The sequence below is a fragment of the Streptomyces shenzhenensis genome, from assembly GCF_021462265.1.
In the GTDB taxonomy this organism is placed as follows: Bacteria; Actinomycetota; Actinomycetes; order Streptomycetales; family Streptomycetaceae; genus Streptomyces; species Streptomyces shenzhenensis.
Genome location: NZ_JAJONF010000036.1, coordinates 65,432 through 76,471 on the forward strand (window position 1 = coordinate 65,432; position 11,040 = coordinate 76,471).

Below are 11,040 nucleotides of genomic sequence, written 5' to 3' on the forward strand. Positions count from 1 at the left end.
CCGTGGTCAGTCGCCCTCCTTGCGCTCCCGCGTCGCCAGCAGCCGGCGCAGCGAGTAGAGGCGGGCCGGGTCCGCGTGTCCCTCGGCGACCCACTCGTCCAGCGCGCAGTCCGGCTCGTCGTGGCTGCACGCGCGCGGGCAGTTCACCGTGCCGAGCTCCAGCTCGGGGAACGCGTGGATCACGCGGGACGGGTCGATGTGGGCCAGGCCGAAGGAGCGGACGCCCGGGGTGTCGACGACCCAGCCCCCGTCGCCGGCGAGGGGGAGGGCCAGGGCCGAGGTCGTGGTGTGGCGGCCGCGGCCGGTCACCGCGTTGACGTGGCCGGTCGAACGGCGGCGGTCCTCGGGGACCAGCGCGTTCACCAGCGTGGTCTTGCCGACGCCCGAGTGGCCGACGAACGCCGTGATCTTGCCGTCGAGGTGGTCCTGGACCCGGCGGGCCGCTTCCCCCGCCGCCAGCTCGTCGCGGCTCGTGACCACGTACGGGATGTCCAGGTCGCCGTACAGCTCCAGGAGCTTGTCCGGCGGGGCCAGGTCCGACTTGGTCATGACCAGCAGGGGGGTGAGTCCGCCGTCGTAGGCCGCGACCAGGCAGCGGTCGATCAGGCGGGGGCGGGGCTCCGGGTCGGCCAGGGCGGTGACGATCGCCAGCTGGTCCGCGTTGGCCACGACCACCCGCTCGAACGGGTCGTCGTCATCGGCGGTGCGGCGGAGTACGGACGCCCGCTCCTCGATGCGCACGATCCGGGCGAGGGTGTCCTTCTTGCCGGACAGATCACCGACCAGGGCCACCCGGTCGCCGACCACCGCCGCCTTGCGGCCCAGCTCGCGGGCCTTCATCGCCAGAATCGTGCGGTCCTCGACCAGACAGGTCAGCCGGCCGCGGTCGACGGTGAGGACCATCCCCTCGGCCGCGTCCTCGTGCTTCGGGCGGATGCTGGTCCGCGGCCGGTTGCCCTTGCGGTTCGGGCGGGCGCGGATGTCGTCCTCGTCGGTGTGCTTGCCGTAGCGGCGCATGGTCGTACGCCCCTAGGCCCCGTCGCTCCCGAGCATCCCGGTCCACAGGTCGGGGAAGTCCGGCATGGTCTTCGCCGTCGTCGCCACGTTCTCGATCTGCACGTCGGCCACGGCCAGGCCGATGATCGCACCGGCCGTCGCCATGCGGTGGTCCTCGTAGGTGTGGAAGACGCCGCCGTGCAGCGGGCGCGGGCGGATGCGCAGGCCGTCGGCGGTCTCGGTGACGTCACCGCCGAGCTCGTTGATCTCCTTGGTGAGCGCGGCGAGCCGGTCCGTCTCGTGCATCCGCAGGTGGCCGACCCCGCGCAGGGTGGAGGGAGTGTCCGCGAGGGCGGCGACCGCCGCGACGCCCGGCGTCAGCTCGCCGACGTCACCCAGGTCGACATCGATGCCGTGGATGCGGCCCGAGCCGGTGAACTCCAGGCCGTACTCGGTCAGTTCGCAGGAACCGCCCATCTCGGTGAAGATCTCGCGCAGCCGGTCACCCGGCTGGGTCGTCCGGTGCGGCCAGCCGGGGACCACGACCCGGCCGCCCGTGACCAGGGCGGCGGCGAGGAAGGGCTGGGCGTTCGACAGGTCCGGCTCGATGGTCAGGTCGCGGCCCAGCAGGGCGCCGGGCGTGACCCGCCAGACGTTCGGTTCGCCGCCCGACTCGGGGGTGTCCACCTGGGCGCCGACCGCGCGCAGCATGTCGACGGTCATCCGGATGTGCGGGAGCGAGGGGAGGGACGCGCCGACGTGACGGACCTCCACGCCCTGGTTGAAGCGCGGGCCGGAGAGGAGGAGGGCCGACACGAACTGGGAGGAGGACGAGGCGTCGATCGAGACCGGCCCGCCGTCCAGGGCGCCGCTGCCGTGGACGGTGAGGGGGAGCGCGCCGCGGCCGTCGTCGTCGATGCGGGCGCCGAGGGCGCGCAGGGCGTCGATCACGCCGTGCAGGGGGCGTTCGTACGAACGGGGGTCGCCGTCGAAGCGGATGTCGCCCTCGGCGAGGGTGGCGACGGGAGGGAGGAAGCGCATCACCGTGCCGGCGTTGCCGACGTCTACGGTGGCGGGGCCGCGGAGGCCTGCGGGGAGCACCCGCCAGGCCTCGCCGGAGCCGTCGGGGCCGCCCGCGACGGAGGAGCTGGAAGACACCGTCTCGTCGATGCCGACGCCCATCGCGCGCAGGGCGTCGGCCATCAGCAGGGTGTCGCGGGAGCGGAGGGGGCGGCGCAGCCAGCCGGGCTCGGAGGCGAGGGCGGCGAGGACGAGGGCGCGGTTGGTGACCGACTTGGACCCGGGCACGTGAACCGTCGCGTCGACGGCTCCGCGCGCGTGGGGGGCGGGCCAGAGGGCGGTTGGTGCGGTGGGGTTTGCGGCCATGGGCTCACTTTAGTGCGCGGCGGCAACGAGGGGCGGCGGCGGTGGCCCGGGGAGAGTCGGCCGGGCGCGGCGCGGTGGGGGTCTGCCGGGAGCGCCGGCCGGGTGCGGCGCGGTGGGGGCCTGTCGCGCCCGCGCGGCGGAGCCGCACGGTGACACGGTCCCGCGCCCCTCAGGTTGCCTGTCGTGCTGTCGGCTGTGAGGTGCGGGCCGCGCCGGTGCCGGAGAGCCGCACGCGCCCCTTCAGGCCGGCTGTGCTGCCGCCGGCTGCGAGGTGCCGTTCACATCCCCAGCAGCCAGCGTCCCCCGCCGATCAGCGAGCACAGCGACACCGTGTGGAACAGGAACAGCCATACGCCCGCCGGGAGATGGGTCAGCCGGGCCAGCTGGTCCGCGTCCGAGTCGCCGGCGCCGCCTCGGGAGCGCTTGGCCTGCAGTTCGAATGCCGGGCGGACTCCGCCGAGGAGGAGGAACCACACCACCGCGTACGCGAACGCCGCCTGCACCTGGGGTCCGGCCAGCCAGGACACCAGCAGGAAGGTGCCGCCGGTCAGGAACACGGTCAGGACGCCGTAGGCGTTGCGGATCATCACCAGCATCACGACGAGCAGAGCGGTGGCGAGCCAGAGCAGAAGGGTGATGCGGCCGGCGCCGAGCAGGGCCGCGCCGCCGAGGCCGAGCAGCGGGGGAGCCGTGTAGCCGGCCGCGGCCGTGAGGATCATGCCGATGCCGTGCGGCTTGCCCCGGCTGAGGGTGAGGCCGCTGGTGTCGGAGTGCAGCCGGATGCCGGTGAGCTGCCGGCCGGAGAACAGGGCGATCAGGCCGTGGCCGCCCTCGTGGGCGATCGTGATGGCGTTGCGGGATATCCGCCACAGGTTGTGCGGGACGACCACGGCGAGCGCGGCGACCAGGGTCGCGAGCACCACCCACAGATCGGGGTCGGACTGGGTGCCCGTCAGGCGGTCCCAGAGGTCGGGCAGCGCGAGAGCGGCGGTGCTGTCCATGGTGCGGCGGTTACTCCCTCTGGTGGCCGGGTGACGGGTGGGCCTGGCAGTGTTGCACGTATGTGCGGACGGTATGCATCCAGTCGTGGACCCGAGGATCTCGCGGCAACCTTTGAAGTGGACAAGTGGGAGCCCGAGGAGACCCTGGAGCCCGACTACAACGTGGCTCCGACCAAGGAGGTCTACGCCGTCCTCGACCGTCCGTTGAAAGACGCCGACGACCGCCGTCCGGTTCGCCAGCTGCGCAGGCTGAAGTGGGGGCTGGTGCCGTCGTGGGCCAAGTCGCCCGAGGGCGGCGCCCGGATGATCAACGCGCGGGCCGAGACCGTGCACGAGAAGCCGTCGTACCGCCGCGCCTTCGCCGCCCGCCGCTGCATCGTGCCCGCCGACGGCTACTACGAGTGGGTCACGGCGAAGCAGGAGCGGGACCTGGAGGTCGAGGGGAAGCGGAAGCGGCCGCGCAAGCAGCCGTACTTCGTGCTGCCCGCCGACGGCTCGGTGTTCGCGATGGCCGGGCTGTACGAGTTCTGGCGGGACCGCACGCTGCCCGACGAGCACCCGCTGGCCTGGTGGGCGACGTGCTCGGTGATCACGACCGAGGCGGAGACCTCGCCGCTGGCGGTGGCGCCCGCCGAGGGGCCGTACACGCTCGCGGACATCCATCCCCGGATGCCGCTGATGCTGACGCCCGACCGCTGGGACGCCTGGCTCGACCCGGCCCGGACGGACGTCGAGGACCTGCGTCCGCTGCTCGCGCCGCCGCCGCAGGGCCTGATGCGGGCCTACCCGGTCTCCACGGCGGTCAGCAACGTCCGCAACAACGGCCCGGAGCTGCTGAAGGAGCTGGAGGGGCCCGAGGAGGGCACACTCTTCTAGCCTGCTGGCGTGACTATGTCGAAGATCGTCGGTACGGAGGCGGGGGACGCCCGCGTCACCTGGTACGAGTCGGAGCGGGCGCGGCTGGTGCTGGCACTCGGCCACGGGGCGGGCGGGGGCATCGAGGCGCGGGATCTGCAGGCGGTCGCCGCGGTCCTGCCCGGCCACGGCGTGACCGTGGCGCTCGTCGAGCAGCCCTGGCGGGTCGCCGGGAAGAAGATGGCGCCCGCGCCGAAGACGCTCGACGCCGGCTGGCGCGGGGTGTGGCCCGCGCTCGCCGCGCCGGGACTGCCGGTGGTGTCGGGCGGGCGCAGCGCCGGCGCCCGGGTCGCCTGCCGTACGGCGACGGAACTGGGCGCGGCCGCCGTCCTCGCCCTGAGCTTCCCGCTGCACCCGCCGGGGCGGCCGGAGAAGTCGCGGGCCGGGGAACTGCTCGGGGCCGGGGTGCCCACGCTCGTCGTACAGGGCGGCAACGACCCGTTCGGGAAGCCGGACGAGTTCCCGGACGGGGCGTACGAACTCGTCGGGGTGCCGGGCGCGGATCATGGTTTCGGGGTGTCCAAACGGGCGGAGACCCGACCGGAGCAGGCAGTGACCATCATCACGGACGCGGTCGTCGCGTGGACCGCGGCACTCGGGTGACGCCCGGGAATGTTGCGTGACGGACCACTGTTGAGGCGGACAGAAGTGCTGGGGAACCAGCGCCGACGCCGAAGGAGAGGAAGTCCGCCGCATGGGTTCGACCATCTGCCCGGGCCGTGAGCGCAGCCCTGAGCTGGACTGGACGGTGCTGCAGGCGGCCAAGACCGCGCCTATTCGAGCGGCGGCAGGTACGGGTCGTGTTCTATCCTCCGAGACGAGTGGGATCGGTTTTGGTCCCGCCCGAAATCTTGAGGAGGTGGGTCCGGTCACCGGTACCGACGCAGGGGCCGACAACGGCCAGGCGGAGCTGCCCGAGGGCCAGGGCGTCAGCGCGGAGTCGACCACGGAGCGCACCGCGCGCTTCGAACGCGACGCGCTCGAATTCCTCGACCAGATGTATTCGGCCGCGCTGCGCATGACGCGGAACCCGGCCGACGCCGAGGACCTGGTGCAGGAGACCTACGCCAAGGCGTACGCGTCCTTCCACCAGTTCCGTGAGGGCACCAACCTCAAGGCGTGGCTGTACCGCATTCTCACGAACACCTTCATCAACTCGTACCGCAAGAAGCAGCGCGAACCCCAGCGCTCCGCGGCCGAGGAGATCGAGGACTGGCAGCTCGCCCGGGCCGAGTCGCACACGTCGACGGGCTTGCGCTCCGCGGAGTCGCAGGCGCTCGACCACCTGCCCGACTCGGACGTCAAGGAAGCGCTGCAGGCGATCCCCGAGGAATTCCGCATCGCCGTCTACCTCGCAGACGTAGAGGGCTTTGCGTACAAGGAGATCGCGGACATCATGGGGACACCCATCGGTACGGTCATGTCCCGGCTGCACCGGGGCCGCCGTCAACTGCGCGGCATGCTGGAGGACTACGCGCGCGAGCGCGGGCTCGTCCCGGCCGGTGCCGGAGAGTCGAACGAAGCGAAAGGCTCGGGCTCATGAGCTGCGGAGAGCCGCACGAGACGGACTGCAGTGAGGTACTCGATCATCTGTACGAGTTCCTCGACAGTGAGATGCCGGACGTCGATCGCGTCAAGTTCAGGCAGCACTTCGACGAGTGCTCCCCCTGCCTGGAGAAGTACGGGCTGGAGCAGGCCGTGAAGAAGCTGGTCAAGCGGTGCTGCGGGCATGACGACGTGCCCACCGACCTGCGGGCCAAGGTGCTGGGGCGGCTGGACCTGATCCGCTCCGGCCAGGCCGTCCCGGACCACGACGTCGCGGCCCCCCAGGCCGCCCCGGTCACGCCGGAGAGCTGACCGCGGCAGCACCACCAGCACCACAGAACGCCGCCGAGCCGTTCCCGCCGCGGTGTCCCATCACCCGAACGTGCTAATCCTCCGGTCATGAGCTCCCGGACCCGCCGGCTCCAGCCCTAGGCTCCGGAGCCTGGACAGCCGTGGTCGGGGGAGGGGCGAGATGGAGGCGGTTCCGGCACGGGTACGCGCGTACGTGACCTGCGTCGCCCTCGCCGCGCTGCTCTGTCTGCTGCCGCTGCCCCACGTACGGGCGCCCTGGTGGGCGATCGCCCTGCTCGCCGCGCTGTACGCGGCCTGCGAGCACGCCGTACGGCGCCGCCTGGGCGGCACTTTCTACCCGGTGCTGCTCGCCGGTGCCTTCCTGCTGCCGCCCCCGGCCGCGGCGCTCGTACCGCTGCCGGGAGCGCTGCTCGCGCCCACCGGGCAACGGCCGCAGGCGCTGCGCCGGACCTGGCGGGCCGCCGAGCTGGCGCTCGCCGTGTGGAGCGCGGGGCGGGTGCACTGGGCACTGGGCGGCCGGGACGCGGTGGTGGACTCCGACTTCCCGTACGCGTTGCTGCCCTGCGCCGCGGCCGTGCTGGCCTTCTCGGCCGTTCTCGCGCTGCTGGACGGCGGGATCCTCGCGGTGGCGGAGAGGGTGCCGGCACGCCGGGCCTGGCGCGGTCTGCTGTCCCGCTCCCTCGCACCCGTCGGGGTGCACGGACTGGCCGGACTGATGATGGCCGTGCTCTGGCGCAGCCCCTACGGTCCTGTCGCCGCGCTGCTCGTCCTGCTGCCGATGTGCGTGTCCTGGTGGATGTTCGCCCAGTACCACCGGGAGCGCGCCGCCCACCAGGCCACCATCCGCGCGTTGGTCCAGGCCGTCGACATCAAGGACGGATACACCCGCGGGCACAGCGAACGGGTCGGACAGGCCTCCGTGATGATCGCGCGCGAGCTGGGCATGGACGACGACCGGGTGGAGATGCTCCGCTTCGCCGGCATCCTCCACGACGTGGGAAAGCTGGGCGTCCCCACCCGGCTGCTCCGCAAGAACGGCCCGCTGACGCCGGAAGAGCGGCGCATCATCGAACTCCACCCCGAGTACGGCCATGAGATGGTGCGCGGGATCTCCTTCCTCGGGGAGGCCCGCGCGGCGATCCTCCACCACCACGAGCGCATCGACGGCAGCGGCTACCCCTACGGGCTGGCGGGCAGCCAGATCCCGGAATCCGCCCGCGTGGTGGCCGTCGCCGACGCGTTCGACGCGATGACGTCGACGCGCTCCTACAGCCGGGCCCGCCCGGTGGCCGCCGCGGTGGCGGAGCTACGACGGTGCGCGGGGCGGCACTTCGACGCGGGGATCGTCGACGCCCTGGCGCGAGCGCTGGCCAGGCACGGCTGGCACCCCGCGGTCACCGCCGACGTCCCGGCGGCCGGCGCACCGGTCACCGGCCGGCCGCGAGGTGACCGCGCGGGCGCCGGACGAGGCGCCCCGTGACCCCCGGCGACCCGGCGCGCCCGCCCGGACCACAGGCCGGCGCCGGCGGGCCGTCGGACAGCACCGGGCCGGCGCATGACAGCGCGGGTGCGTCGTCCGGGGCCGGTCCGGCGGCCGGGTTCCGGGCGGGCCCCGATGCCGGCGGTCCGGGTCCGGGCTCCCGGCCCCGCCGTCCCGCCGCGCTCGGGTGCCTCCGGCTCGCCGCGCTGCTCCTCGCCCTCGGCTGCTTCGCCGGCACCCTCTGCGAAGGCCTCGACAACCGCGGTGCCGCGCTCGCCTTCGGTGTCCTCGTCGCCGTCGGGGAGTGGGCCCGGTGGACCGGCGCCGAGGTACGCGAGGCCGCCCCGCTCGGCGCCGTCGGCGCCCTCGCCTACGCCCTGCTCGGCGCCGATGCCGGGGCCGCCACGCACGACGGCGTCCTCCAGGTCGTCACCGTCGTCTGCGCGGCCGCGCTGCTCGGGAACGTCCCGCACATAGCCGCCGGGCGGCGGCCCACCCTGGACCACCTCGCCCGCCGCGTCCTCACCGTCGGCTTCGCCGCCGTCTGTTTCCAACCCCTCTACAGCAGGGGGGTGCTGGAGCGGTGGGGCGGACCGGCGTACGCGCTGCTGCTCGTCGCGCTGCTCGTGCTCACCGCGCTGTGCGACGCCGTGCTCGCCGCCGCGCAGGCCCACTTCCGCACCCGGTGGCCGTTCGGGCCGCTGCTCCGGGACGAGCTGCGCGGGCTGCTCGGCATCGGGTCGGCCGTCTGCGCCACCGGCGCGGTGATGGCGCTGGCCGTCGGCGTCGCGGGCCTGTGGGCGCTGCCCGTCTTCTGCCTGCCGCTGCTCCTGACCCAGCTGTCCCTGCGCCGGTACGCGGCCGTCCGGGCCACCTACCGGCAGACCATCGCCTCCCTGGCCCGTGCCACCGAGACAGCGGGGTACACCCCGGCCGGGCACGCCCGCCGGGTGGCCACCCTCAGCCAGGCCGTCGGGCGGGACCTGGGGCTGTCCCAAGCCGAGCTCACCGTGCTGGAGTACGCGGCGCTGATGCACGACATCGGCCAGCTCAGTCTCGTCGACCCGGTGCCCGCCGGAGCCACCGCCGGGCTGCCGGCGGCCGAGCAGCGGCGGATCGCGCTGCTCGGCGGGGCCGTCGTACGGCAGACCGGCGTGGACGCGGCGGTCGCCGTCGTCGTGGAGCGGCAGGCCGACCCGTACCGGGAGCAGCCGGTCGCCGCGCGGATCGTGCGGGCCGTCAACGCGTACGAGGAGAAGGCCCGGGACTCCGGACCCGGCGGGCCGCTGACAGCGCTGGAGGAGTTACGCCTGGCCACCGCCGGGGACTACGCTCCCGAGGTCGTGGAGTCACTGGCCCGCGTGCTCTGCAGAGACTGTCTGACCTTGCGCGCGGCTGGGTAACCCATGGGTAATGAGCGGCCCTCACGTCGTACGTGGTTGGATGCGAGGGAGAGGGTGATGTCCGGGGGCACAAGCCAGCCCACTGTGCGGAACTGGAACTGGCAGGCGGGAATCGTGAGGATCTTCGGCAAGGGACGGCACCGGCCCTCCGCCTCCTGGCGGCAGGCCACCGACCGCGCGTTCACGTTGATCGGTGACGGCCGGTACGAGGACGCGGGCGAGCTGCTGACGCGCGCCGCCGACCTGGAACCCTGGCTGTCGGAGTCCTGGTTCAACCTCGCCCTGCTGCACAAGTTCCGGCACGACTGGGAGCAGGCCCGTGCCGCCGGGCTGCGGGCGGTGGCCCTGCTGGACCGGGAGGCGGGGGCGCCCGACTGGTGGAACGTGGGCATCGCCGCGACCGCGCTGCAGGACTGGCCGCTGGCCCGGCGGGCCTGGCAGGCGTACGGGTTGCGGGTGCCCGGGGGCAGCACCGTGTCCGGCGAGCCGGACGGCATGGACCTCGGCAGTGCCGCCGTACGGCTGTCCCCGGAGGGGGAGGCGGAGGTGGTGTGGGGGCGGCGGCTGGACCCCGCCCGTATCGAGGTGCAGTCCATTCCGCTTCCCTCGTCCGGGCGGCGCTGGGGTGAGGTCGTCCTCCACGACGGGGTGCCGCACGGCGAGCGGACGACGGCGACCGGGCACGCGTACCCCGTCTTCGACGAGATCGAGCTGTGGGCGCCGTCGCCGGTGCCGACCTGGGTGGTGCTGCTGGAGGCGGCGACGGAGGCGGACCGGGACGCACTGGAGCAGCTGGCGGGGGACGCCGGGTTCGCGGCGGAGGACTGGTCCTCCTCCGTGCGGTTGCTGTGCCGGATGTGCTCCGAGTCGCGGATGCCGTCGGACGAGGGGGACGGGGTGCACCTCGATCCCCACGACCACAGTGAGCCGGGGCATCCGGGGCCGCTGGGGCACCGGACCGACGGGCAGTTGTGGGTGCCGGAGCGGGAGTGCGGGGTGGCTGCGCCGGCCTCGCTGGTGAGGGGGCTGCTGGACGGGTGGGTTGCGGACAGCCCTGATTCGAGGGATTGGCGGGACTTGGAAGAGGTGTGCTGAGGCCGCGTTTCGGGTGTGGCCGTGTGGCGGCCGGTCGCGCCCACGCGGCGGCAGCCGCATATCGGATACGGTCCCGCGCCCCTGACGGGGTGCGTCCACGTACCCTGTATCAGCAACATCACCCCCGTTTTACCTAGGAAGGCTTACCGCCGTCATGGCCCAGCAGGACACCGATCAGCAGCACGCGGGCGTGCTCCCCGTGGACGACGAGGGATTCGTCGTCGACACCGAGGGGACCGAGGAGCGCGAGAACGCCTGGCGTGAGCGGGGGACCGCGCGGCCCATCACCGTCGTCGGGAACCCGGTGCTGCACAAGGAGTGCAAGGACGTCACCGAGTTCGGTGCGGAACTGGACCAGCTCGTCGCGGACATGTTCGCCAGCCAGCGGACCGCCGAGGGCGTCGGGCTGGCCGCCAACCAGATCGGCGTCGACCTGAAGGTCTTCGTCTACGACTGCCAGGACGACGCGGGCGTCCGGCACGTGGGCGTGGTGTGCAACCCGAAGCTCGTCGATCTGCCCGCCGACAAGCGGCGGCTTGACGACAGCAACGAGGGGTGCCTGTCGGTGCCCACCGCCTACGCTCCGCTCGCCCGCCCCGACTACGCCGAGGTCACCGGGCAGGACGAGAAGGGCAACCCGATCAAGGTGCGCGGCACGGGCTACTTCGCCCGGTGTCTGCAGCACGAGACCGACCACCTGTACGGCTACCTGTACATCGACCGGCTCTCCAAGCGCGAGCGCAAGGACGCGCTGCGGCAGATGGCGGAGAACGAGCCACGCTATCCCGTGGTCGCCAACGACTGAGACGCAGAAGGACAGTTGTGACGCCTGGTCGGGCCATGTTCCGACCAGGCGTTCGTCATGTTCGGGTCGCATTCGCTCGTCTGTACGTCGTACATTCGATCC

11 protein-coding genes are annotated in these 11,040 nt (G+C 73.1%); 8 read left to right on the top strand and 3 right to left on the bottom strand.

The window, feature by feature from the left end:
• Positions 1–6: 6 nt before the first annotated feature.
• From rsgA to LQ326_RS34270, 3 genes are all read right to left on the bottom strand, one after another.
• Positions 7–1,017, bottom strand: a complete 1,011-nt coding sequence (rsgA, locus tag LQ326_RS34260; RefSeq protein WP_234542964.1) for a ribosome small subunit-dependent GTPase A — start codon at positions 1,015–1,017, stop codon at positions 7–9.
• A 12-nt stretch (positions 1,018–1,029) separates the two neighbouring features.
• Positions 1,030–2,382 (bottom strand): 3-phosphoshikimate 1-carboxyvinyltransferase, encoded by a 1,353-nt coding sequence (gene aroA, locus LQ326_RS34265; RefSeq protein WP_234542965.1) that lies wholly within the window; start codon positions 2,380–2,382, stop codon positions 1,030–1,032.
• Positions 2,383–2,660: 278 nt separating this feature from the next.
• Positions 2,661–3,383: a M50 family metallopeptidase gene (locus LQ326_RS34270; RefSeq protein WP_234542966.1), complete on the bottom strand. Its 723-nt coding sequence runs from the start codon at positions 3,381–3,383 to the stop codon at positions 2,661–2,663.
• A gap of 60 nt (positions 3,384–3,443) precedes the next feature.
• Here LQ326_RS34270 and LQ326_RS34275 point away from each other — a divergent pair, with 60 nt between their 5' ends.
• The 8 genes from LQ326_RS34275 (at position 3,444) to def (ending at position 10,938) form a co-directional block, all read left to right on the top strand.
• Positions 3,444–4,259 carry an SOS response-associated peptidase gene (locus tag LQ326_RS34275; protein ID WP_234542967.1) on the top strand — a complete coding sequence of 272 codons (816 nt, stop codon included), beginning with the start codon at positions 3,444–3,446 and terminating at the stop codon, positions 4,257–4,259.
• A gap of 15 nt (positions 4,260–4,274) precedes the next feature.
• Positions 4,275–4,901, top strand: a complete 627-nt coding sequence (locus LQ326_RS34280) for an alpha/beta hydrolase family protein (protein WP_234542987.1) — start codon at positions 4,275–4,277, stop codon at positions 4,899–4,901.
• A gap of 256 nt (positions 4,902–5,157) precedes the next feature.
• Entirely contained in the window at positions 5,158–5,841 is a 684-nt protein-coding gene (gene sigR, locus LQ326_RS34285) for an RNA polymerase sigma factor SigR (RefSeq protein ID WP_234542988.1), read from the top strand.
• Positions 5,838–6,155, top strand: coding sequence for a mycothiol system anti-sigma-R factor (gene rsrA / locus LQ326_RS34290; RefSeq protein WP_181809318.1), 318 nt, complete (start codon positions 5,838–5,840; stop codon positions 6,153–6,155). The genes sigR and rsrA overlap by 4 nt, the downstream gene beginning before the upstream one ends.
• Positions 6,156–6,315: 160 nt before the next feature.
• Entirely contained in the window at positions 6,316–7,635 is a 1,320-nt protein-coding gene (locus LQ326_RS34295; RefSeq protein ID WP_234542968.1) for an HD-GYP domain-containing protein, read from the top strand.
• A 206-nt stretch (positions 7,636–7,841) separates the two neighbouring features.
• Entirely contained in the window at positions 7,842–9,038 is a 1,197-nt protein-coding gene (locus LQ326_RS34300; RefSeq protein WP_234542989.1) for an HD-GYP domain-containing protein, read from the top strand.
• 114 nt (positions 9,039–9,152) lie between these two features.
• Positions 9,153–10,133 carry a hypothetical protein gene (locus tag LQ326_RS34305; RefSeq protein WP_234542990.1) on the top strand — a complete coding sequence of 327 codons (981 nt, stop codon included), beginning with the start codon at positions 9,153–9,155 and terminating at the stop codon, positions 10,131–10,133.
• A 154-nt stretch (positions 10,134–10,287) separates the two neighbouring features.
• Complete coding sequence (def, locus tag LQ326_RS34310; RefSeq protein WP_234542969.1) at positions 10,288–10,938, top strand: peptide deformylase; 651 nt, start codon at positions 10,288–10,290, stop codon at positions 10,936–10,938.
• The last annotated feature ends 102 nt before the right edge of the window (positions 10,939–11,040 follow it).